The organism is Aliishimia ponticola, assembly GCF_004803475.1.
Lineage (GTDB): Bacteria > Pseudomonadota > Alphaproteobacteria > Rhodobacterales > Rhodobacteraceae > Aliishimia > Aliishimia ponticola.
In genome coordinates this window covers 557,985-580,567 of sequence record NZ_SRKY01000003.1, presented here as the reverse complement: position 1 = coordinate 580,567, position 22,583 = coordinate 557,985, and the positions used below count along the sequence as shown (strand labels likewise).

23 protein-coding genes and 1 tRNA gene are annotated in these 22,583 nt (G+C 60.1%); 17 read left to right on the top strand and 7 right to left on the bottom strand.

What is annotated here, in order from left to right; all coding sequences use genetic code 11:
- The first annotated feature begins 28 nt into the window (after positions 1-28).
- A complete protein-coding gene (locus tag E4Z66_RS13975; RefSeq protein ID WP_136463626.1) occupies positions 29-505 on the top strand; it encodes a copper chaperone PCu(A)C in 477 nt (158 codons plus the stop codon).
- Positions 506-531: 26 nt separating this feature from the next.
- Here E4Z66_RS13975 and E4Z66_RS13970 read toward each other — a convergent pair whose 3' ends face one another.
- Positions 532-1,230: an NAD-dependent deacylase gene (locus E4Z66_RS13970; protein WP_136463625.1), complete on the bottom strand. Its 699-nt coding sequence runs from the start codon at positions 1,228-1,230 to the stop codon at positions 532-534.
- A gap of 64 nt (positions 1,231-1,294) precedes the next feature.
- On the opposite strand from E4Z66_RS13970, the gene E4Z66_RS13965 reads away from it, so the two are divergent.
- Together E4Z66_RS13965 and E4Z66_RS13960 are read left to right on the top strand one after the other, a co-directional pair.
- The gene (locus E4Z66_RS13965; protein WP_168797806.1) at positions 1,295-2,014 is read left to right on the top strand and encodes a site-2 protease family protein; all 720 of its coding nucleotides are present in this window, start codon (positions 1,295-1,297) and stop codon (positions 2,012-2,014) included.
- Positions 2,015-2,059: 45 nt separating this feature from the next.
- Positions 2,060-2,494, top strand: a complete 435-nt coding sequence (locus E4Z66_RS13960) for a low molecular weight protein-tyrosine-phosphatase (RefSeq protein WP_136463623.1) — start codon at positions 2,060-2,062, stop codon at positions 2,492-2,494.
- Here E4Z66_RS13960 and E4Z66_RS13955 read toward each other — a convergent pair.
- Positions 2,491-3,456, bottom strand: a complete 966-nt coding sequence (locus E4Z66_RS13955) for a LysR family transcriptional regulator (protein WP_136463622.1) — start codon at positions 3,454-3,456, stop codon at positions 2,491-2,493. The two genes, E4Z66_RS13960 and E4Z66_RS13955, sit on opposite strands and share 4 nt — an antisense overlap.
- A 167-nt stretch (positions 3,457-3,623) precedes the next feature.
- Between E4Z66_RS13955 and hisD the strand changes: the two genes are divergently transcribed.
- From hisD to E4Z66_RS13915, 8 genes are all read left to right on the top strand, one after another.
- Complete coding sequence (hisD, locus tag E4Z66_RS13950) at positions 3,624-4,919, top strand: histidinol dehydrogenase (RefSeq protein WP_136463621.1); 1,296 nt, start codon at positions 3,624-3,626, stop codon at positions 4,917-4,919.
- Positions 4,920-5,009: 90 nt separating this feature from the next.
- Positions 5,010-5,918 carry a carbon-nitrogen hydrolase family protein gene (locus E4Z66_RS13945; protein ID WP_136463620.1) on the top strand — a complete coding sequence of 303 codons (909 nt, stop codon included), beginning with the start codon at positions 5,010-5,012 and terminating at the stop codon, positions 5,916-5,918.
- 110 nt (positions 5,919-6,028) lie between these two features.
- Entirely contained in the window at positions 6,029-6,247 is a 219-nt protein-coding gene (gene infA / locus E4Z66_RS13940; RefSeq protein WP_007205486.1) for a translation initiation factor IF-1, read from the top strand.
- Positions 6,248-6,334: 87 nt separating this feature from the next.
- On the top strand, positions 6,335-6,916 hold the full coding sequence (locus tag E4Z66_RS13935; protein ID WP_136463619.1) for a Maf family protein: 582 nt from the start codon (positions 6,335-6,337) through the stop codon (positions 6,914-6,916).
- A complete protein-coding gene (locus E4Z66_RS13930; protein WP_136463618.1) occupies positions 6,913-7,905 on the top strand; it encodes a ribonuclease E/G in 993 nt (330 codons plus the stop codon). The genes E4Z66_RS13935 and E4Z66_RS13930 overlap by 4 nt, the downstream gene beginning before the upstream one ends.
- Positions 7,906-8,156: 251 nt before the next feature.
- Positions 8,157-8,330, top strand: coding sequence for a DNA gyrase inhibitor YacG (locus tag E4Z66_RS13925; protein WP_136463617.1), 174 nt, complete (start codon positions 8,157-8,159; stop codon positions 8,328-8,330).
- Between the two features lie 79 nt (positions 8,331-8,409).
- Positions 8,410-8,484, top strand: a tRNA-Phe gene (locus E4Z66_RS13920).
- A gap of 131 nt (positions 8,485-8,615) precedes the next feature.
- Positions 8,616-8,990, top strand: coding sequence for an Arm DNA-binding domain-containing protein (locus tag E4Z66_RS13915; protein ID WP_168797805.1), 375 nt, complete (start codon positions 8,616-8,618; stop codon positions 8,988-8,990).
- A 185-nt stretch (positions 8,991-9,175) separates the two neighbouring features.
- On the opposite strand, the gene E4Z66_RS13910 is transcribed toward E4Z66_RS13915, so the two are convergent.
- Together E4Z66_RS13910 and E4Z66_RS13905 are read right to left on the bottom strand one after the other, a co-directional pair.
- Positions 9,176-10,612 carry an amidase gene (locus E4Z66_RS13910; RefSeq protein WP_136463615.1) on the bottom strand — a complete coding sequence of 479 codons (1,437 nt, stop codon included), beginning with the start codon at positions 10,610-10,612 and terminating at the stop codon, positions 9,176-9,178.
- Entirely contained in the window at positions 10,602-11,234 is a 633-nt protein-coding gene (locus E4Z66_RS13905) for a helix-turn-helix domain-containing protein (RefSeq protein WP_136463614.1), read from the bottom strand. Before E4Z66_RS13905 ends, E4Z66_RS13910 begins: the two co-directional genes overlap by 11 nt.
- A gap of 83 nt (positions 11,235-11,317) precedes the next feature.
- On the opposite strand from E4Z66_RS13905, the gene E4Z66_RS13900 reads away from it, so the two are divergent.
- Genes E4Z66_RS13900 through E4Z66_RS13885 form a run of 4 tightly spaced genes read left to right on the top strand, consistent with a single transcriptional unit; the run spans position 11,318 to position 15,092 of the window.
- Entirely contained in the window at positions 11,318-12,637 is a 1,320-nt protein-coding gene (locus E4Z66_RS13900; protein ID WP_136463613.1) for a TRAP transporter large permease, read from the top strand.
- Positions 12,638-12,661: 24 nt separating this feature from the next.
- Complete coding sequence (locus E4Z66_RS13895) at positions 12,662-13,642, top strand: TRAP transporter substrate-binding protein (RefSeq protein ID WP_136463612.1); 981 nt, start codon at positions 12,662-12,664, stop codon at positions 13,640-13,642.
- On the top strand, positions 13,639-14,139 hold the full coding sequence (locus tag E4Z66_RS13890; RefSeq protein ID WP_246036031.1) for a TRAP transporter small permease: 501 nt from the start codon (positions 13,639-13,641) through the stop codon (positions 14,137-14,139). The genes E4Z66_RS13895 and E4Z66_RS13890 overlap by 4 nt, the downstream gene beginning before the upstream one ends.
- Complete coding sequence (locus tag E4Z66_RS13885) at positions 14,136-15,092, top strand: ornithine cyclodeaminase family protein (protein ID WP_136463611.1); 957 nt, start codon at positions 14,136-14,138, stop codon at positions 15,090-15,092. The genes E4Z66_RS13890 and E4Z66_RS13885 overlap by 4 nt, the downstream gene beginning before the upstream one ends.
- A gap of 167 nt (positions 15,093-15,259) precedes the next feature.
- Here E4Z66_RS13885 and E4Z66_RS13880 read toward each other — a convergent pair whose 3' ends face one another.
- Positions 15,260-16,237 carry an OmpA family protein gene (locus E4Z66_RS13880; RefSeq protein WP_168797804.1) on the bottom strand — a complete coding sequence of 326 codons (978 nt, stop codon included), beginning with the start codon at positions 16,235-16,237 and terminating at the stop codon, positions 15,260-15,262.
- 826 nt (positions 16,238-17,063) lie between these two features.
- Here E4Z66_RS13880 and E4Z66_RS13875 point away from each other — a divergent pair.
- Complete coding sequence (locus E4Z66_RS13875; protein WP_136463609.1) at positions 17,064-17,729, top strand: potassium channel family protein; 666 nt, start codon at positions 17,064-17,066, stop codon at positions 17,727-17,729.
- A gap of 50 nt (positions 17,730-17,779) precedes the next feature.
- The gene (locus E4Z66_RS13870) at positions 17,780-19,075 is read left to right on the top strand and encodes a TrkH family potassium uptake protein (protein ID WP_211097156.1); all 1,296 of its coding nucleotides are present in this window, start codon (positions 17,780-17,782) and stop codon (positions 19,073-19,075) included.
- 82 nt (positions 19,076-19,157) lie between these two features.
- Here E4Z66_RS13870 and E4Z66_RS13865 read toward each other — a convergent pair whose 3' ends face one another.
- The gene (locus tag E4Z66_RS13865; protein ID WP_136463608.1) at positions 19,158-21,464 is read right to left on the bottom strand and encodes a TRAP transporter permease; all 2,307 of its coding nucleotides are present in this window, start codon (positions 21,462-21,464) and stop codon (positions 19,158-19,160) included.
- A gap of 33 nt (positions 21,465-21,497) precedes the next feature.
- A complete protein-coding gene (locus tag E4Z66_RS13860) occupies positions 21,498-22,553 on the bottom strand; it encodes a TAXI family TRAP transporter solute-binding subunit (protein ID WP_136463607.1) in 1,056 nt (351 codons plus the stop codon).
- Positions 22,554-22,583 lie beyond the last annotated feature (30 nt).

The following is a 22,583-nucleotide window of genomic DNA, read 5'->3' as shown; positions in this document are numbered from 1 at the left end:
TAACACCCTACATCATCAAGGAAACGATATGACCTTTTCGAAATTTCTGGCAGGCGGCGCTGTTGCCCTGCTGACTCTCCCCGCCTTTGCAGATGACGCCAAGATCGAGATCATCGACCCCTATGCCCGCAGCGGTGCCAAAACCGGCGCGGCCTTTTTCACCATCGTGAATCACAGTGAGTCCGACGATCGGCTTGTTGCGGTTTCGTCTGATGTCGCGCCGCGTGTCGAGTTGCACACGCATATCGAGGACGCGAATGGCGTGATGAAGATGCGCGAGGTCGAAGACGGTTTCGCGGTTCCGGCAAGGGGCGAACATGCGTTGGCCCGTGGCGGCGATCACGTCATGTTCATGGGCCTGCCCGCACCGCTGGAGCAGGGGGCGAAAATCTCTATCACGCTGACCTTCGAACAAGCCGGTGACATCGTCGTCGAACTGCCGGTGGATAATGAGCGTAAAGGCGGCCACGGCATGAAACACGGCCACGGGCACAAATCCGACTAAGGCCGATTGGACGGCTGCGCGGCGTCCTAAGCGGCGTCGCGCAGCAATCGGTTTACCCATTGGGGCACGATCTGCGTCGCGCGGCCGACATGCTGCTCGGCAAAAAGGCTGGCCCCCTCGGACGGCTCCAGGTTCAGTTCCACCGTATGCGCGCCATAGGCACGTGCCGCCTGCACAAAGCCCGCCGCCGGGTAGACATTCCCCGACGTGCCGATCGACACGAAGATGTCCGCCTGTGACAACACCTGTTCGATTTCGTCCATATGATAGGGGATTTCGCCGAACCACACGATATCGGGTCGGGCGGCCGGTGCGCTGCAGGAAGGGCAGGCCATGCCGGGCACCATCTCCAGCGGAGCCGCCCAGCGATGATCACATACGGCGCACAGCGCTTGATCCAGCTGGCCGTGCATATGCAGCACATTGCGCGCACCGGCCTGTTCATGCAGCCCGTCCACATTCTGCGTCACGATCGTCACCGAGCCATCCAGCGCGGATTCCAACCGTGCCAAGGCCTCATGCGCCGCATTAGCCTTGGCCGTTGCCGCCTGCGCCCGGCGCGCATTGTAGAATTCAGTGACCAACTGCGGATTGCGGGCGAACCCTTCGGGCGTGGCGACGTCTTCGATACGGTGCTGCGCCCATAGCCCGCCTTCATCCCGGAATGTGCCAAGCCCACTTTCGGCAGAAATCCCGGCCCCGGTCAAAATCACAATGTCTGTCATAGTTTTGCTGGTTTCTGTTGCGATACGCGCTAATCAAGGCGAAGCAGTTTCAAAGAGGCAACCCATGTTCGGCAATGAAGCCCCGATTTTCCGTTTCAACGGTCCGCTTGGTGTGCCGGTCGAGTTCGGGACTTCCATCATCTTTCTTGCGCTGATCTTCATCGGCGTCGGGGTCGCCAGCCCCGATGCCTTTGTCCATGGTCTGATCCTGTTCGGCATGGTGGTGTTGTCCATCTTCCTGCATGAATTCGGCCACGCATGGGGCGCATGGGTGCAGGGCGTGCCTGTCCAGAAGGTGGTGATCTATGGCGGCGGCGGATATTGCCAGCACGCCGCCACCGGCCCGCGCGAGTCGGAACTGATCGTGGCAATGGGGCCTTTGGTGAACCTTGCCCTTTGGGCGCTGTCCTCGCTGGGCGCGTGGTGGATATTGCAGGGGTTCGATTTCAGCGAACAACTCTCTCCTGCGGATTTCGCAACGGCGCAGTTCAAGCTGGAAATCTACTCCAAGCTGGCGATGTTCGCCCATATCAACCTGTTTCTCTTCATCCTGAACCTGATTCCCGTGCAGCCCCTTGATGGTGGGCGCTTGCTGCATCTTGGCCTGCTGCGCTTTGTCCCGCAGATGGCCGCGCTGCGGATCGCCGGGGTCATCGGCCTGTTCTTCGCGCTGGCATGGGTTCCGGCCATGTTGGTGATGTATCTTCAGTTTGGCTGGCTTTTGCTGTTCATGCCGCCGATCTGGATGCATTGGGAAATGGCAAAGGGGAACGCCCCGGTCTAAACCGGAGCGGAAACTGGCCTGACTTTGGTTTGACAAGGATGCGCTATGAACGTGCTTTTCGTCTGTCTCGGGAATATCTGCCGCTCCCCCCTGGCGGAAGCGGCCTTTCGCCAGCAATGCCCGGACATTTCCTGTGACAGCGCCGGCACGTCGGATTGGCATGTGGGCGAGCCGCCCTATGCCCCGATGCAAACAGCGGCGCGGGCGCGGGGGCTTGACCTGTCAGACCTGCGCGCCCGGCAATTCACGCGCGATGATTTCACCCGCTTCACCCATATCTTCGCCATGGATGAAAACAATCTTATGCAGATAGAGGCGCTGCGCCCTGCCGGGAACACTACGCCCGTCCGCCTTTTCGCGCCTTATGCGCGCGATGGCCTCACGGATGTGCCTGATCCGTATTACACGCGCGATTTCGAAGAAGTGCTGGATCTGGTGGACCGTGCCGTGCGCAGCCTTGCCATCGCGATGCGCGCCTAACTGTCGAGCAGCCGGAAATCCCCTGCCAGCCATGGCAATTGCACGAGGCCGGGTTCGATGATCTGGGTCTGAATCAACTGACGCATGGTGCGTGCGATATCCATCGGCACGGTGCCCGCCCAATCCGCCCCGGCATACAGAACGATGGTTCGCGAGAACCTGTGACCGGGCAGGGCAAACGCCTCCACATCCTCGTGAAAGCGGCCCGCGCGCATGTAGCCCATCGGCGTGGTGATCGCCCAGCCAAGCCCATGCGCGACCATTGCCATCAAGGCCAGATGCGACCCGACTTCGAAACGGTCGGGAAAGACGACCTGAAGGCGGGCAAGATGGCTTTCGATCTGGCGACCGATCATCTGTTCGCGGTCATAGCGCAGAAAGGGCAGATCATCGAGCGCGCGGAAATCCTTTGGCACGCCGGACAAGGTGCCGCGCGGGGCCACAAGGATGAACGGATCGCGCGCCAGCGGGTATTCGACGGCGCCCGGCAATACCTGCCCGGCAGAGGCGGACACGGCCATGTGCAACTGTTTGTTCGCAATGGCGCGGGTGATCTCGTGGCTGGGGGCGGTCACAAGGCGGAACCGGCATTTCGTCAGGCTTTTGGCAAGGATCGTCACCAACCGCGGTGTCAGGTCATTGTCGAAATCGTCGATCAGCCCCAACGACAGCGAGCTGAGATGCGCCAGATCCATCACCGTCAGTTCGGACTGCGCCAGGCGCAACTGCATCAACGCCGCTTCGGCCCGGCGGCGAAAGCTTTCTCCGGCCGGGGTCAGGCGCATGGGACGTTTGCCGTGATCGATCAGATCGGTGCCAAGCGCGGTTTCCAGATTGCGCAACTGTTGGCTGACAGCAGGCTGTGACAGCCCGGTCAGGCTGGCCGCGCCCGCCACGGTTCCGGTAGAGGAAATCGCCTCGAAGACCTCAAGGCCGCGCAGGGTGACACCCTTGCTCAGCATGTTCGCTATCCTTCAAAGAGTATTTGCAATCTGGAAACTTGACGCAGGGTCGTCAAGCGGAACCGTCGCGCTCACCGCAAATAGATTTCAAAAAATCGAATTTGCGTTTTCACCCTTCCTTGCTGGCTCTGTGCTAGTGTCGCCATGGTTAATCGTGGGAACATATCATGGGCGTGACCTACCTGAAGAAGGCGACAGTTGCACAGGCGGCAGAGGGCGCAGACGTGACCGGCATCGTAGCGGATATGCTTGCGCGCATGCGGGCAGAGGGCGAGGGTGCCGCGCTGGATTACGCCAAGACGCTCGATGGGTGGGAAGGCGATGTGCTGGTCCCGCGCGAAACGCTGGAAGCGGCGATCGACGAGGTTCCAAGCGCGGATCGGGGCGCCATCGAATTTGCCCACCACAATATCCGCCGCTTTGCCGAAGCGCAGCGCGCGTCACTTACGGAAGCGGAAATCGAATTGCGTCCGGGGCTTGTCGCCGGGCAGCGCGTGATCCCCGTGCAATCGGCGGGCTGCTATGTGCCCGGCGGGCGCTATGCACATGTTGCCTCTGCGCTGATGACGATTGCGACCGCCAAAGCGGCGGGCGTCGGTCAGATCACTGCCGCGACACCGCCGCGCGACGGGGCGATTCCTGCGGCCGTGCTTTATGCGATGCATCTGGCCGGCGCGGACCGCGTTCTTGCCATGGGCGGCGTGCAGGCCATTGGCGCGATGGCGATGGGCTTTTTCGGTGGTACACCCGCCGATATTCTTGTCGGCCCCGGCAACCAATTCGTGGCAGAGGCCAAACGCCAGATGTTCGGCCCGCTTGGGATCGACATGTTCGCCGGTCCGACGGACAGTATGATTCTGGCCGATGCCAGCGCTGATGCCGAAACCGTAGCGTGGGATTTGATCGGGCAGGCAGAGCATGGGGCGAACTCGCCCGTCTGGCTTGCCACGACCCATCGCCCTCTGGCCGAAGCCGTTCTGGCGATCATCCCGCGCCTCTATGCGTCCCTTCCTGAGTTGAACGCAGCCGCCGCTCGCGCCGCTTGGGACCAGTTGGGCGAGGTCATCCTGTGCGACACCCGCGAGGATATGGCCCGAATCGCTGACACCTACGCACCGGAGCATTTGCAGGTGCAGGCGTCTGATCTGGAATGGTGGCTGGAGCAGCTGCAATGCTATGGCTCTCTGTTCCTTGGGGAAAACACCACCGTGGCCTTTGGCGACAAGGCTAGCGGCACGAACCACGTTCTGCCGACATCGCGCGCGGCGCGCTATACCGGGGGGCTTAGTGTCCACAAGTTCCTGAAGATCACCACGTGGCAGACGATGGAGCCCGAAGCGATTGTGCCCGTTGCGTCGGCCACAGCGCGCATTTCCCGGCTGGAGGGAATGGAAGGGCATGCCCTGACGGCGGATTTGCGGATCGAAAAGCTGAAAGCGGCGCGCGCCATCGCCGGGGAATGACCAGCCCGCGCCGGTGCGGCGCTGCTTTGCCATTTGTGACGGACGCGTTTAGCATCGGGGCGATTGATCGCGCTGTCGGAGCCTGATGCCATGAAGATCGCCACCGCTTCCTATCCCCTGTCATTCCTGGACAGTTGGGCGCAATACGAAGACAAGCTGCATAAATGGGTGGACGAAGCCGCGAGCCATGGGGCCGAATTGCTGGTGTTCCCCGAATACGGCGCGATGGAACTGGCGACATTGGCGGGCCGCGATGTGGCAGGCGATCTGGAGAAATCACTGCACGCCGTGTCGGACCGCTTGCCCGACGCCGACGCGCTGCACCGGCATCTGTCGGCGCAGTTCGGTGTGCATATCCTTGCCGCCTCCGGTCCGGCCTGCCAGCCCCCAACGGCAGAGCGGGGACGCCCGGTCAATCGCGCGCGGCTTTTCGCGCCCGGTGGTGGGGTCGGTGTGCAGGACAAGCAAATCATGACCCGGTTCGAAGCGGAAACGTGGGATGTGGTGCCGGGTAATCCGCTGCAAGTCTTTGAAACCGCGCTGGGAAAGATCGGCATACTCATCTGTTATGACAGCGAATTTCCCCTTCTGGCGCGCGCGCTGAGCGAGGCGGAAATCCTGCTGGTCCCGTCCGTGACCGAGGCGCTGACAGGCTATTCGCGGGTGCAGATCGGGTCGCAGGCCCGCGCGCTTGAGCAGCAATGTATCACCGTCATGTCGTCGGTCGTCGGGCAGGCGGACTGGTCCGAGGCGGTAGATGTCTCAATCGGCGCAGGGGGTGTCTTTGGCCCGCCCGATCGCGGCTTTCCTGACACCGGCATTTTCGCGGTGGGCGACTTGGGCGTTCCGGGCTGGGTCTATGCGGATGTTGACGTGGCGCGGGTGGCCGATGTGCGCGCCGATGGCGGCGTTCTGAACCGGCGCGACTGGGCCTGCCAGAACGGACGGTCGGAGCTTGCGCCATGCGTGTCACTGATGCAGGCAGGCGTGCCTGCCTAAAAGGTCGCGGTTCCGTATCCGTTCCAAGATAATACTTGAAAACCTTGGGGTTTGAGCGCATTTACCCTTTCATCCGCCATATCGGGTGGATGTGCAACGAAGGAGAGACCATGGCCAAGGAAGAACTGCTCGAATTTCCTGGTGTCGTAAAGGAACTCCTGCCGAACGCGACATTCAGGGTCGAGCTGGAAAACGGCCATGAAATCATCGCGCACACGGCAGGAAAGATGCGCAAGAACCGTATCCGGGTTCTGGCAGGCGACAAAGTTCAAGTCGAAATGACGCCTTATGATCTGACCAAGGGTCGGATCAATTACCGCTTCAAGTAAGCTCAAGTCGAAGGCTCTGCCCACGCCGGGCGCAGCCTTCGCCAAAGCCGACTCCGTCTGCCAAATGACGTGTGTTGGGGCAATTGCATGACAGACAGCCCGAAACTCATTCTCGGCTCTGGCAGCCCAAGGCGGCTGGACCTGCTGGCGCAGCTTGGTGTTGTGCCCGATGACGTGCGCCCGCCTGATATTGACGAAGACCCGCACAAGGCCGAATTGCCGCGTCCCTATTGCTGCCGGATTGCCCGTGAAAAGGTGCAGGCCGTCACCGCTGGGCCGGATGATATCGTGCTATGCGCCGATACGACCGTTGCCTTGGGGCGGCGCATTCTGGGCAAGCCCGCCGATGCCGCCGAAGCAGCGGCGTTTCTGGATCTGCTTTCCGGCCGTCGGCACCGGGTTATCACCGCAGTCTGCGTACGGCGGGGTGACAAGCTGTGGCAACGCGACGTGGTCAGCACGGTGCGCGTGAAACAACTGACGCACAGCGAACGTGACGCCTATATCGCCAGCGAAGACTGGCGCGGCAAGGCGGGCGGCTATGGCATTCAGGGGCCGGCGGGGGCGTTTATCCCGTGGATTTCCGGCTCATTCACCGGAATCGTTGGACTACCACTGACAGAGACTGCCAACCTGCTGCGTGCAGCTGGCCTGAAAGGGATCGCATGAAGGGTCGTGAAGTCATTCTGGGACAGGTCGATGGACGTGACGCCGCGGCGCTGATCGTGGACGGTGAGCTCGACGATCTGCTGGTGGATGGCGACGCGCCACGCCCAGGCACCATTTACCGCGCCAAGGCCACGCGCCCGGTGAAAGGGCAGGGTGGCATGTTCTTTGACACCCCTGATGGCAGTGGATTCCTGCGCGGGGCCAAAGGGTTTGCGCCGGGTGATTTTCTGCTGGTGCAAGTGTCCGGCTATGCCGATGAGGGCAAGGCCATTCCGCTGACCGCGAAGCTGCTGTTCAAAAGCCGCTATGCCATCGTCACGCCGGATGCGCCGGGCATGAATATCTCGCGCAGCATCAAGGACGAGGAAGAGCGTCTGAATATCCGCGCCGCGGCTGAAACCGAATTGGCCGAAGCCAGCGGCTTCGGCGTGATCCTGCGCTCCGCCTGTTCAGGGGCGGACCCCGATGACATCGCAGAGGACGTGGATGCGATGGTCGAACTCGCGCAGGCGGTGCTGAATGATGATGGCGCCGGAATTGAAAAGCTGTCCGAAGGCACTGGTCCGCAGGAATTGGCCTGGCGGGACTGGCAGTGCGATACGGTCCGCGAAGGCGATTTGTCCGAGTGGCTGGCGCAAGCGCGCAAGACGGATATTCGCTTGTCCGGTGGCGCCTCTATGGCGGTGGAACCGACCCGCGCCTTTATTGCGGTCGATGTGAACACAGGCGGCGATACCTCTCCGGCCGCCGGGCAAAAAGCCAATATCGCTGCCGCGCGCGCCTTGCCGCGTGCGCTGCGGGTGCGCGGTCTGGGTGGGCAGGTCGTGGTGGATTTCGCACCCATGCCAAAGAAAGACCGCAAGGGGCTCGAATCCGTTCTGCGCGCGGCGCTGCGCGGGGATGATGTGGAAACGGCGCTGGTCGGATGGACCCAGATGGGCCATTTCGAACTGAACCGCAAACGTGCAAGGCTGCCGCTGAATTTGTGAGGTTGGCCGTGCGTTTTGTTCCCCGGTATATCTGTGTTGCTCTGGCCTTGGGAGCAGCCATCCAGGGCGCCTTGGCAGATAGCTTCACCCCGTGCACGAGATAGATATCGACATACCCAACGCCGTGGGCTGCAGTAGGATGTCCCGCGCGCGCTGCACGTCGCTGGAGTGGCCTGAATGCCCCGCGCAACTGGCAGGTCGGACTTGGAATTGCTAGGGAAGTGTATTGATACCAAGGAGATGTGCGTGAAATGCCCTGCCCAATCTGCGAAAAAGACAGCGACCAGACCTATCGCCCCTTTTGCTCCAAACGCTGCGCTGATCTGGATCTGGGGCGTTGGATGACCGGCTCCTACCGCGTTGAAACCGAGGAGCCGCCAGAGGACCAAGTTGCGCCCGAAGACCCACAAGAGTGGAAACACTGACATAGAGGCAAAAATAGGCTTGCACCCCCCGCCGTCACCGCCTAGAACGCCGCCACCCTGATCGTGTTCGATCACCCGTGCCCGGGTAGCTCAGGGGTAGAGCAGTGGATTGAAAATCCTCGTGTCGGTGGTTCGATTCCGCCCCCGGGCACCACTTCAACATCCGAAGACAAACAGCTACATATGATAAAGCCCACAAAAACAGGGCTTTTGTGCTTCCGGTTGTCCGATGGAGGTTTTCCGCGTCCAGCCAAATGCCCCCACTTTGGGGGCAGGATTGGGGGCATGGTCGGATTGGTTGATTTCAGGATGCACCCAATACCTTTGAGCGATGCGAAGCTTCGGAACCTCAAGCCCAAGGAGAAGACTTACAAGGTTAGCGACTCTGGTGGCCTTTATGTCGAGGTAACAAAGACAGGATCGCTACTCTGGCGTTTGAAGTATCGGTTTGAAGGTCGTGAAAAGCGGCTGTCCTTCGAGGCGTATCCCGCCGTTTCATTGGCCGATGCAAGGAACGCACGCGAGGGCGCCATGGTTAAGGGCCGGACAGCCAGCGGTAAAGGGACTGGTCAGAGACGCCGAGCCGAAGCTGAACGCATCCTTCTTGTTCAATCTTCCCATGCGTCACTATCAACACACGGTTGGCAAGGTCCTGCGTAAGATCATCTGACCCATCCATCGAAAAGAGTTTGGCCATCCGGATGAACACCAGATGGCTTGTTCCTTATCGGGCTTTGCCAAGCGCTTCGACCTCGACAATCGCCAAGTTGATCGGATGCGCGCCGGGGGCGCGCCAGCGGCGGCGTGAACAGGATTGCTCTAGCTTTGATAGCCTCTGCTTTTCCTCACGCCGCCGACATGTCCGGATCTGGCGCGAGTGTGTTCCAATCGCTGGCGGCTTCAAGTTGCGCTGACAGCTGCAAAAGCGTGGCATCCTCGGCAAACCTGCCGACAAACTGAATCCCAACCGGCATGTGATCGGCGGTTTGATGTACCGGCAAGCTGATCGCTGGCTGACCAGAGGCGTTAAAGGTGGCGCTGAAAGGGCTGATCGCGAACAGCCGGTCCAGAAAATCATCCAACGCGCCCTGGTCCATCCGCAGAACACCATGTTCCGGCGCGGGGCCATTTGTGGCCGGGGTCAGCAGCACATCGTAGGTGTTGAAATATTGCGCAAGGGCGCGGACCTGTTCATTGATGATCGCCGCTCTTTGCAGGTGCTCGCCCAGCGTTGTTTCCTGTGAAAACCGGATCGCCTGCTTGGTGATTTCTTGGAAACCTTCAAGCTCTGTGTCCTGTCCCATCGGGGTGCCGACGAACAGACCAGCGAGTGAGCCCATCAGCAGCCGGATCATCGTGTTGGTCAGCAGCAGGCTATTGAATTGCGGCATGGCAGGTGTCACGATGTGGCCAAGGTCTTGCAGCGTTTTGGCTGTCGCTTCCACGGCTTTCCGGCTTTCCGGATGGACCGCATCGCCGTGAAACTGCGTTGTCACGAAACCGATCTTCAGTTGTCCGGGCGGCGTCTGGATCAATGTCTCAAACGGCTGGTCAGGCTTGGCGGTGAAATAGGGGCATCCGGCATCCGGACCTGCGGTGATATCAAGCAGGGCCGCGGAATCGCGCACGGTACGGGACACGGCGTGCTCATGGCTCATCCCGAAATTCGGATCGCCGCGATGCGGTCCGAAGGCGTTCAGCGCGCGGGTGGGTTTGAACCCGACCAACCCGTTGAAAGCCGCCGGAATGCGGATCGATCCCGCGCTGTCCGTTGCATGGGCGGCAGGAAGCATCCCCGACGCCACAGCCGAAGCAGATCCGCCGCTTGAGCCTCCCGCACCCCGATCACGGTTCCACGGGTTTCGGGTGATGCCCCACGCTTCGCTTTCCGTGGCAAGCGACAGGCCGAACTCTGGCGAGGCCGTGCGGCCCAGAAACCGAAGGCCACTACCGCGCAGGCGCGACACCGTGGTTGAATCGAAATCGAACACCGTCCCTTTGAACCGCGCGCTGCCGTTGGACAGCGGCAGACCCTTGACCGGGGCGTGTAGGTCTTTGACCAGATAGGGCAGCCCGGCAAAGCGTGCGGAATCCGGGGCGTCATCCGCACGATCCAGCGCCTGTTCGAACTGCGTGACGTTCACGGCGTTCAAGGCGGGGTTCAGGCGTTCGATTTCCCTGATGGCGGTTTGCAGGATCTCGCGGCGCGAAACGGCGCCCGACTGGGCAAGCTCTGCAAGTCCGACAAGGTCCAGACGGGTCCATTCTTCCCTATTCAGCATTCAGTAGTCCTTTCATGGAGGCGCCCGACACGATGTTGAGGATGCGTGCGTCCTCTTTGCTGACCGAGATATAGGCATGTGCCATGCCTGCGTCGTAATAGACGCTATCTCCAGCGTTCAGGCGGATGGGTTCGTAAAGGTCGCTGTGCAATTCAACCGCGCCGGAAATGACAACCACCAGTTCCTCGCCCGCATGGCGAATGGGGTCTTCGAATTCGGTCACATCCCGCGCCGTTACCGTCACAAAGGTCGCGTCGATCAGCGTGTTCTTGAGTTGGGTCGCGATCGGCTCGTAGGTGTAGGGCCCGGCGTCGAATTTTGACAATTCACCTGCGCGCGACACCGCCAATCGCCCGGAGCTTGCCGGTTTCGGTGCCAGCGTCGGGGAATTTTCCAATAGTGAAACAAGCTCGGTCCCGAGCCCGGCGCTCAGCTTGAGCATGACGTCATAGGTGGGCGATAGATGCGAGTTTTCGATCTTGGAGATCGTGGAAACAGCCAGCCCGCTTGCCTGCGATACCTGCAGCAACGTCAGGTTTTGCGACTTTCGCAGCTGTTGAACCCGGTCTCCGAAGGCGGTCCGATGATCATGCGCAGATGTTTCCGAGTTCTTGCTGGCCATGGGAGTGCTACCTGATTTTTCCAATAAGAAAATTTGTTGACATTTTTCGTATCGGAAAACTATGCTTCCTTCAAGGAGTTTCTATGGTCTGGCTTTTGCTTTTCATCTTTGCGTTGGTTGCGGTGCTTTCGGGCGTCGCGATCAGCTATGTCGCCGGTGCGGCTGCGGTGCTCGCCTTTGTGATCAGCGATCACGCCGCCTATCTGGGCATCCTGCCGCAGCGTATCTTCAGTCAGATTGACGTGTTCACCTTCCTGGCCATGCCGCTATTCATCCTGGCGGGCGAAACCATGACCAAAGGCGGCGTGACACGGGTTTTGATCGACCTTGCCATGCTGATCGTGGGGCGACTGAAGGGCGGGCTGGGCTATGTGAACGTTGCCTCAAGCGTCTTTCTGGCCGGTATCTCTGGCTCTGCCGTTGCGGATGCGGCGGCGACCACCAATACCCTGGTGCCCGCAATGGCCGAAAAAGGGTATCGGAAGGACTTTGCCGCCGCCCTGACCGCCGCCAGCTGCGTCATCGGCCCCATCATTCCGCCCAGCATCGTGATGATCTTTTACGGGGCGTTGATGAATGTCTCGGTGGCGGCGCTGTTTGCGGGGGGGATCGTGCCCGGATTGCTGATGGCGGTGTTTCTGTGCGGCTACAACTTCTGGATCGCACGGCGCGACGATCATCCGGGCGGCACCCGTGAAAGCCTGCCGCCTGTGGGGCCGACTGTTCTGCGCGCACTGCCAGCGCTGTTGATTCCGGTCACGATCGTTGCGGGCATTGTCTTTGGTCTGGTCACACCGACCGAAGCGGCGGGCATCGCCGTTGCGATCACGCTGGTTCTGGTATTCGCCTACGCGATGATGGATCGCAACAGCGTCGGTACTGCCCTGCGCAAGACAACACGCCTGACATCCGAATCCGTGGAACGGACGGTGATGCTGACCGGGTCGATCTTTATGATCCTCTTCGCGGCTGCTGTGTTCGGCTATCTGATGGGTCTGTTGCAGGTGCCTGAACAGATCGCCTCTTGGGTGCAATCGGCGGGGCTGAACAACACCTCCTATTTCCTGCTGGCCAGCGGCATCATGTTCCTTGCGGGGATGGTGATGGATGTCTCCATGGCGCTTGTGTTGCTGGTGCCTGTGCTGATCCCGGCGGCCATCGCGGGCGGGGCCGATCCGGTACATGTGGGCGTTGTCAGTTGTCTGAACCTGACGCTCGGCCTGATCTCACCGCCATTTGGCGGGTGCTTGATGGTCATATCCACCGCCAGCGGCGTGAACTACCTGCGACTGAGCCTCGCCATACTGCCCTTCCTGATGGTGCAACTCGTCCTGCTGATCCTGCTGATCCTGCTGCCCGAAATTACCCTGGCCCTGCCGCGCGCGCTGGGTCTTATCCGATAACCTTTTCAACCTGCGAGAAAGACAATGAAAAAGACACTGATCACCATGGCCGCAGCGTTGCTGACGGCAGCGCCCGCACTGGCCGAGGAAATCAAGATTTCGGTGGGTTGCCCGCCGGTGGATGCCTGCGCTGACTGGGTCTATGCCGAAGACCTGGCCACCAGCCTGCGCGACGCGGGGCTAGAGGCCACAGTCTTTACCGGCGGCGCATTGGGCAAAGACCCCGAAGTGGTGGACCAGCTCAGCCAGGGTTTGCTGCAATTCGGGCTGACCAATTTCGTGATGATTAAGGAAGTGGATGAAACCGTTCTGGGTTTCGTGGCGCCTTACATGTTTGACGACATGGACCATTTCTTTCGCGCCACGCAGGACACCGAAAGCGAGCTGATGAATGGCATCCGTGCTTCAATGGAAGCGCAGGGCATCCGGATTGCGGCGCTGACAGGTCTGGGCGGCACTATGGGCGTCTTCAATTCCGCCAAGCCGGTGACAAGTGTTGCCGACCTTGATGGGGTGCGGTTGCGGGCGATCGATGCCAGCCAGATCGAGCTTTTCCAGCAATGGGGCGTGCAAGGTGTCGTCGTCGATATGCCGGAATTCGCAGGCGCGGTGCAGCAAGGTATCGTGGACGGCTACTTCAACCCGCCGGTCGTGGCGCTGATCTTCCGCCATACCGAGTTTCTGACCCACTACACCGATCTTGGCGCGGGCACGCCGTTTCGGTCGGCGCTGATGTCCGCCGACTGGTACGCGGGCCTTGACGATGCAACGCAGAAGATCGTGGATGCGGCCGTTGCGAAGGCCAACGCCAACAACCGTGTCTGGACGGCCAAGGCTGCGGAAAACGAAATCGCGGGGCTGAAGAAAAGCGGCGTAACGGTCTCTTCGCTTGATGACGCAGCGCTGGAGGATTTCAAAACGCGCAGCGAGGCGGCGTGGGACGTGCTGATGCCGCCGGAGGCCGTCGACGCCTTTCGCGCCTTGGCAGAGGCGACGCGCCAGTGAGAGCACTTGCAAAGGCAAGCACGGGCGTGGACCGTGTTTGCCTCTTCGTCGCGAAATCGGCCCTTGTGGGCATGGTCCTGATCGTGCTGCTGCAAATCTGGGCGCGGTACGGGTTCGATCACCCCTTCACCTGGACGGAAGAACTGGCACGCTACCTGATGGTCTGGGGTGGGCTGCTGGGGGCGACCTGCGCCTTCAAGCGACGCCTTGATCCCACCGTCGTCACCGTAGCGGAAGACGCCAGCCAGCCGCGGCGCGTTCTGTCATCCGGTCTGAGGTTGGCGACCGTTCTGATATTTCTCGCCCCGGTTCTCTACTATGCGTTCTTCGGCCCGGATATGAACTTTGAACGCGGCTTCCTATGGCGCAGCAGCAATCGCACCTCGCCGGGTCTTGGGGTGAACATGGCGCTGGTGGGATTTGTTGTCCCGCTTTGTTGCTGCGTGATCATTCTGCATTCGCTTGCCGACCTCACGTCACGGGATCGAACCTCATGAGCCACCCATCTTTCTTTTCGGCGGCGGACATCCGCGCGGCGCTTCCTTTGCCGGATCTGATTGCGCCGCTGAAATCGGCCATGATTTCCGTATCCGAAGGCCGCGCAACACATCCCCCCCGTTTCGCGGCGCCGGTGAACAGCGCAGGGCGCATGGGGGTGATGTATGGCGGGCTGACGCAACCCGCGATTCACGGAGCAAAAATCCTGAGCCTTTTTCCCGGTGCTCCCGCACAGGGATTGTCGAGCCACCAAGGCTTCGTTGTGCTGTTCGACAGCACCAATGGACGACCGTTGGCGAGCTTCGACGCGGACATGATTACCGCCATGCGCACGGCGGTTATGTCCATGCTGGCCACTCAAGCGCTGGCGCGGCCAGACCCCAAGGTGGTCACGATTTGCGGGGCAGGGGAGCAGGCCGAATGGCATTTGCGCGCGTCACTTGCCTGTTTCCCGGACGCGATGGTGCGTATCTGGGCCCGCCGGGCCGAGGCGGCGGAAAGTCTGCGCGCCACCTTCGGACAATACCAGAGTCAGATCGCGGTCTTTCGGGATATCGCGCCGGCGCTGGACGGTGCGGATGTGATCCACACCACGACGGCTTCAAAAGCCGCCTTTTTGCCGGGGGACTTGCTGCAGCCGGGGCAACACATCAACCTTGTCGGCGCCAGCCTGGCGGATAGCCGCGAGGTTGACGATACTGCGGTTGCGCGCGTGTCGATGTTTACCGATGCGCGCGAAAGCTCAGCCCGGGAGTCAGGCGAGATCATCGATGCCAAAAAGGCCGGCGTTATTGGCGATGACTACCCGATCACCGAGATCGGAGAAGTGCTGAACGAAACGAAGGCCGGTCGCAGCTCGGCTGAGCAGATCACAGCGTATAAGTCGCATGGGCTGATCGTGCAGGATCTTGCCGCCGCGCTGGAGGTCTATAGGCGCATCGGCGGAACTTGAGCCGACCGGTCGCTTTGGCCGCGCCGCGAACCTATCCCATAGGGCAGCGCGGCAGCGGCGCTGTCCATGCGCGTTTCTGGGCCGGAAGCAGGCTATGACAGAGGGCGGGGACCCGGGGTGAGCCATCTGCACCCTATCCGCCAGCAAGCGTCTAAGCTTGGCAGGCTCTATTGCACGACCATCTCGACACGGCGGTTCAGCGCCTGGCCTTCCGGCGTATCGTTTTTCGCAACAGGGGACACAGGGCCAATTCCGATGGCTTTCATCCGCGCTTCGGGAATCCCGCGCGCGACCAGATCGGCCACTACGGCAGAGGCTCTTCTTTGGGAAAGCTCAACATTATACTCATACGCCCCAGTGTCGTCGCTGTGGCCGACGATAAAGACGCTGACATCTGGGGACGTCACAAGAAATTCCCGCAGAACGCTCAGAACCGGTTCGGATTCCGATTTGAGATCGGCCGTATCGAAGTCAAACAGAACACCATCCAGCACAATCGATCCGGTATCCTCCAAACCCTTGGTCAGGTCGCCCAAGCTGCCAATGCCAAGTTTGTCAGTCTCAAGCGCCGCAGAAGTGATGATGGATTGATTGACATAGCGGCGACCGGTGCCGGGATGCGTGCCAAGGGCAATCATAATGTGCGCAAAAGTTTCGCTGTTGCTGACCGTGCCAGTGAGGATCGCAAAATCTTCGGGAATATTGACCCGAAACCCGCGATAGGCTGCGGGTTTGTCGTTCACCATATTGTTGATGAAAACACCGTGCATTCCGCATTCATCCGGGCCTTCGCAGGAAAAGATGATGTCCGCGTCCATAGCTTCCAACGCTTTGCGGTAATTTGCAAAAAGCGCATAGGTGGAGACATCTTCGCCGCCATAGGAATACTTGATATTGGTCACGGCACCCTCGACGCTCATTAGATCAAGCTGTCGTTTGTTGTTTTCGTCGACAAAAGCCGGACCAACCATGATTTCCGCTTTGTCGAATTCTACGGATGCGTATTTGCTGATCGTGAAGCCGGGATAGCGTGTCAAAAGCGGGTGATCGCTGCTGCCTTTGACATCTTGTTGGGCAAAGGCGGCGCTGGCAGCGGCTGATAGAAGTGCGGCGTAGCTCCAGCCGAGTATCTTCGAAATGCGCATAACGTTCCCCACTCTTGACCTTCTGAGACAGTGGTTCATGTCACAGTGACTTACAACCGGATAATGGCCGGTTGGGGCTGTTCATTTCGCTATAACGCAGGGTCAAAGCGGAAGCGAGCAGGGACTTTGAAAAGCGAAGACCACAACATAGGCACCGACGATGACGCCCGCCAGAAATAAAGCAATTGAGATTGTGACCTTTTCAGACATGGAATCATATTCCTTTGAAAATTGGCGATATCTATTCTTCCCGACTGGGTGTGGCTGCCGAGTGAGTTGGTAGAACAGGGTGGCTGTATGTTGCGCTCTGTCTTGATTTGCTGCCCGGGTCGGCTAGAAATTTATTTTTGCTGTCTTTTTCGTATAAATGGCTTTTGGAATTGCAGTGATGAAACACTTTGTTGTGGTTTTCTGCAACTTGATTTTGTATTTCTAATGCAAAGTTTCGCGAAATTGATCCGTATTCATGCAGTAAATCGACAGACCATTTCAGATGCAAGATTGATGAGCGTATCATCTGCATTAGTTGATTCAACATCTTCTGTGTGAACGGGCGAAAGACCCGTTTTGTTCAGGTCTTCCTTATCGGGCGGTATTCAGAGAAGCCCGAATAGAAAGAATCTTTCGGTCAGCGGTCTTCACAACTATCAACCGTTCAAGTCTGCATGAGAGCACGTGGTGCTTCGACGTCGCCTTTAAATTGGGACAGCGTTTCAGCGCCTCTCCATGCCGTGATCTGGCGATTGTCTGGCTGGTTTTGGCTGATGTTGACATCGTTCTGCGTTGCGGCAATGGTTTGCGATGGTCAGTGTGGACGGGCAATAACTTGTCGAAAAACAAAAAACGCACCTTTGGCGTTGTTGGTCTGGGCAATTTCGGCAGCTCTGTTGCCAAGGATTTGCAGCGTTTTGGCAACCATGTCATCGGCATCGATATCTCCGAAGCCCGCGTCGCCGCTCTTGCAGATACATTGTCGCAAGCCATGATCGTGGACGCCCGTGACGATGCGGCGCTGCGTGATGCTGGGTTTGGTGACTGCGATACCGCCGTGGTCGCGATGGGTTCGGATCTTGAGGCCAGCATCCTGTCGGCGATGAACCTCAAGCTTGTCGGCGTGCAGACCGTTTGGGCCAAGGCCACGACCAAGACCCACCACCGAATTTTGAAGAAACTTGGCGTGGACAGGATCGTCCACCCCGAGGTCGAGATCGGCCAGCATATTGCGCAGATCCTGAACAACCCGCTGATGCGGGACTATGTGAGCCTTGGCAACGGCTACCACGTTGTGAACTTCCGCATCCCCGACAGCCTCGAAGGCCGCAGTCTTAGCGAGTTGCCGCATGGCAAGTCCTACAATCTTCGTTGCATCGGCGTCATGCGGGGCACCGAATTCATCGGGCAAGACGGGGCAGAGTGCAGTTTGCAGCGCGATGATCTGCTTCTGCTGCTGGGTCAACGCAAGGATTTGCACAGCTTCGCGGCCAGCCTCTGACCATGGTGGCGCCATTCCGGAAAGTCCTCAGGCGGAAAAAGACCCTGCGGATGCCGCCGCCTGCGCTGTTGTCCCTGTATTACATGGCGTTCATCATTCTGGGCGCGATTTTGCTGTGGCTGCCGATTTCGCATCACGGTGATATCGGTCTGGGGGAGGCGCTGTTCACCTCGACATCCGCCGTGACCGTCACCGGTCTGGTGCTTGCCGATACCGGGGCGGCCTTTACCGGCTTTGGCCAAGGGGTCATTGCGGCGCTGATTCAGCTTGGCGGGCTTGGCCTGATGACGTTTGCCGTGCTGCTGCTGGGGGCGCTGGGCATCCCGGTCGGAATGCCGCAGCGATTGGTCCTGCGCGAAGACCTGAACCAGACCTCCCTGTCGAACCTGTCCTATATCGCGCGCATGATCCTGATTATCGCCGTCGCCTGCGAAACCGTCGGTGCTGCGCTGCTGGCCCTCGTCTTCGTTCCGGAATTCGGCTGGGCCGGTCTGTGGCAAGCGATCTTCCATTCGATTTCAGCCTTCAACAATGCCGGATTTGCCCTGCATCCCGACAGCCTGTCCCAATGGGTCGGGAACCCGATCATCAATCTGGTGATCCCGGCGTTGTTCATTCTGGGCGGGCTTGGCTTTATCGTTGTGGGCGACGTCTACAAAACGCGCAACTGGCGTAAACTGACCCTGCATTCCAAGTTGATGCTGGCCGGGACCGCCGTTCTGATCCTGTGGGGCAGCGTGATGTTCGGCCTTTTGGAATGGCAAAACCCCGAGACTCTGGGCCCTCTCAGCACCGTCGAGAAATTGTGGGCCAGCTGGTTCCAAGGCACCACGCCGCGCACCGCCGGGTTCAACACGATCAATACCGGTGGGATGCATGACAGCACGTCGATGTTGACCATGACGCTGATGTTGGTCGGCGGTGGCAGCACCTCGACCGCCGGGGGGATCAAGGTCACCACGCTATGCGTCCTGCTGCTGGCAACGGTCGCCTTCTTTCGGCGTCAGACGACCTTGCACGCCTTTGGCCGGTCCTTGGGCGTGGATGAGGTCATGAAGGTGCTCGCGCTGACCACCATTTCCATGCTGCTCGTCCTGACCGGGATCTTCGTGTTGGCGATCAATCACGATGGCCTGTTCATCGATCTGGCGTTCGAAGTGACATCGGCCTTCGGCACAGTGGGCCTGTCGCGCGGGATGACGGGCGATCTTGATGGTATCGGGCGCGGCATCATCATGACGATCATGTTTGTCGGCAGGGTGGGGCCGCTGGCAATCGGCTTTTTCCTCGCCACCCGCAGCGTCCCAAAGGTGAAATACCCGGCCGGGCAAATCTATCTGGGCTGACGGGCCATCATCCACGGCGCGCAAATCGGTGCTGGGGCGCTATGGCCCGCCCGTGTCACTACCCGAAGTCATAGATGCCACATCAGCCGCTCGACGGTAATTGCTTGCCCGCCCTGGAGGCCTGAAAGCCATGCGCCGCGACCAGCAGGATGGCAAGCGCGCCGCCTGCGATGAAGACAAGCGGGGCCTTCCACAGCACCAGAATGGCAGCAAGAAGGCGGAGCATGATTTCCCAAGGCTTGAGCGTCGCCTGATCGAAGCGGGCCAAGGCCGAGGCGATCAGGTAAAGCGCGATCAGCAGGCGGCACAGCAAGACGGCCAGCGCGCCGTAATCGGTCTGCCCAGTATACCCGTCCATCAGCACACGCCGTCCAGCTTCGTCGGTGATCGTGACCGCCTCGGGGATCAGCAGAAGTTCCGGATACCATGCGAAAACGAAGGGGATCGTAAACATCACGATGCCGACCCGGACGGCGGAAATCGCCGTGCGCATCGGCTCGGTCCGCGTGATGGAGGCCGCCGCAAAGGCCGCCACAGCGACAGGCGGGGTGATGGCCGAGGCCACGGCGAAATAGAACACGAACATGTTCGCGGTGAAGAAGCTGACGCCCAGCTGCGCAAGCAGCGGGCCAAGCAGCAACGCCACGTTCACATAGGCCGGGACCGTGGGCATCCCCATGCCCAGAAGGATGGCGCAGACCATTGCGCTGATCAGCGCCACCATCAGGTAGACGCCGCCGACAATTCGGATTTCGAACCCGAACACATGCACAGAGGAAACCTGCGCCAGCCATGACGTGACCGCGCGGGTCAGTTCGCCGGTCAGGCCGCTTTCATTCAGGAAGGCTGCAATGATCGACACCGCGAACAACAGCAGGAAGAGGCGCGAGATAAGAATCCCGCCCTCGCCAAGTGCCACCAGAACCTTGCTTGGTTTTGCCCGCGTTTCGGGGTCAAGAAACATCAGCGGAAGCAGGATCGCGACGGCCCACCACCCTGCAGAGACCGCATCCCCAGCGGCATTGACGATGGTTTGCACAAGCACCTGCGGCAGCAGGGCGGCAAGCCAGCTTTGTCCGATGGCATCCTTGTTGCCCAGCAAAAGAAACAGGATCGCCAGAATGGGCAGGAAGATGATCCAAAGATTGCGCCAATCCTGTCGCCCCATGATCAGGTCGTCGGGAATGTCGCGCATCGGCTCGACCTTTTCCCGCCGCGCTTGGAACATGACCGCCAGAAAGATCGAAAAGAAGAACGCGATGGCGGGAATGAAGGCCGCTGTGATGACCTTTGTGTAGGGCACGGCCGTCAGCGCCACGAGGACAAAAGCCGCGATGCCCATGACCGGTGGCATGATCTGACCGCCGGACGAAGCCGCCGCCTCAACCCCGCCCGCGAATTGCGGAGAAAACCCGTTGCGGCGCATCATCGGGATGGTGAGCCTGCCGGTGGACAGGACATTCGTGACCGGCCCCCCGGTGATGGTGCCAAACATGGCGGAAGACACGATTGCCGCGTGGGCAGGGCCGCCCCGCAGGTTGCGCGTCACCCGTACCGCCAGTTTGATCAAGGACGTCCCCCCCGCAGAGGAGCCGAACAGCGCGCCCAGCACCACATAGGGGAAGACCTGATTGATAATGATCTCCATGAACCGGCCCATGAAACCATCGGGCGTGATGAAGACGTTGGTCGCCTTTTGCACCGCAGCCGCCATGGCATCGCCGCCATCCGCGCCTAGCTTGGTCAGGAAAAAGTTGTTGTCGCTCAGGCCGAATACCCAGATCAGCGCCGTGACGACGGTATAAAGCACGACAACGCTGGCCACGATCACCAGCGGCAGACCCCAAACCCGTATGTTATAAAGGAAAAACAGAAGGATGATCGTGAACAGCAGCGGCAAAGCCCAGATACCCAGCCGCGCCTGACAGGCGGGCACTTCGGCCTCAAGCGTGATACCGGGGATCAGCCCTTCGGACCGTTCCAGCGCATCTGCGATCAGTCTTGCGCGCTCTCCAGTGATCTGGTCGATCAGGCAAACGGAATCGATTTCGATCCAGAACCCAAGCGCGCCCAGCAGGGCCGCGACCACAAGCCCGATATCCAACGCCGCGCCAAGCCATGCCCTTTTGGGGCGGGATACGCGCCAAGAACGGTGCAGGCTCGCATCCAACGCGACGATCACCATCATCAGAACGAATAGCGGCGGGAAGAAGAACTCCTGTGGAAATCCCGATATCCGCAGAAACGGTATGCCGGTGATCTCGCGCGCCCAAGCCTGAAGCCCCGGAATTTCCGGCAGGGTGTTCACCATCCCCACCAGCACCAGCGCAAAAGCCAGGAACAGCGCAATGCGCTGCCCCTTCGGTTTCATATTGGTGGTATCGTTCATGTCCGGACCATGAGGTGAAGTGTGCCCGAAAGCTTAGGGTTTCACACAATCTGCAATGGTGTGACCCGCTTCTTCATAAGCGCGCACGGCCCCGGCATGCAGCTTCATCGTCACGGCTCCACAGGTGCCCTGACTGGTGCCGTCGATGTCGCCGAAGCTGAGGAACAGGTACGGCCCGCGCGGCGATCCGGTCAGAAACCGTTCCTTCCCGGCAAGGTAGGATTTGGTGACCTGATAGGCGAGTTCTTCGTCCATCGTCGCGGGAACGATCTGCGCAAAGGCCAGGGCAAAGGTATCGAATGTGTCATCATCGGTCACGATGGTGATATCGTTGCCTGCATAGGCCGCGCGGTATTCCTCCACCGGGATCGAGTAGGGCGCGTTGCCGGGCGCTTTGAGGATCTGCTGGCCGAACTCGCTGTTCAGCAATTCGGACGGCATGTCATAAATCGTCGTGCCACCGGCGGCGGCAATCGCGATCTGGCGGCCCGAGGGCAGACCTTCGGGAAGCGTCCAGCCATCCACTGCGCCGCCCGTAATCGTCGAAACCGTATCCGGCCACGGCGTTTGGATGCCTTCATAGCCTTCGCCATCTTTCAGGCCGGTCAAAAGCTGGATCGCCGCCCGGCCCGTCGTCAGCGCAGCACCGCGCGGTGGGCCGTTATAGATGCGCTTGCCTGCAATATCCTCAAGACCCTGAATGGCACCGCTGTTGTAATGCCCAAAAAGCTGCGCGGACGGGGCCGAGAAGAACAGCGCGCGCAGGTTCCCGGCAAGTTCGGCGCCTTTTTCCGGGCCGACACCGGAATAGGGGCCGACTCCCCGCGAAAGCAGGAATGGCAGGATCAGCGGCGCGGGGGCCATATCCAGCTGACCTTCGGCCACAGCCTGAACCGAGTTCGTCAGCGTTGCGCCTTCGGTAATCTGCATCGTCGCCACGCCATCCGCGTCAAGAATGGCCGCGAGCGTGGTGTCTATGTAATGCGGTGTGGACCCCGGCGATGTGGTCTCGGCTGTCAAAGTCGCTTGTGCAAAAGTGGCAGCCGGCAACAATGCCAGCATCGCCCCGGCGATGGTTTTCCGGATCATGATTTCCTCCCTTAGCGGCGCGCGTCGGCG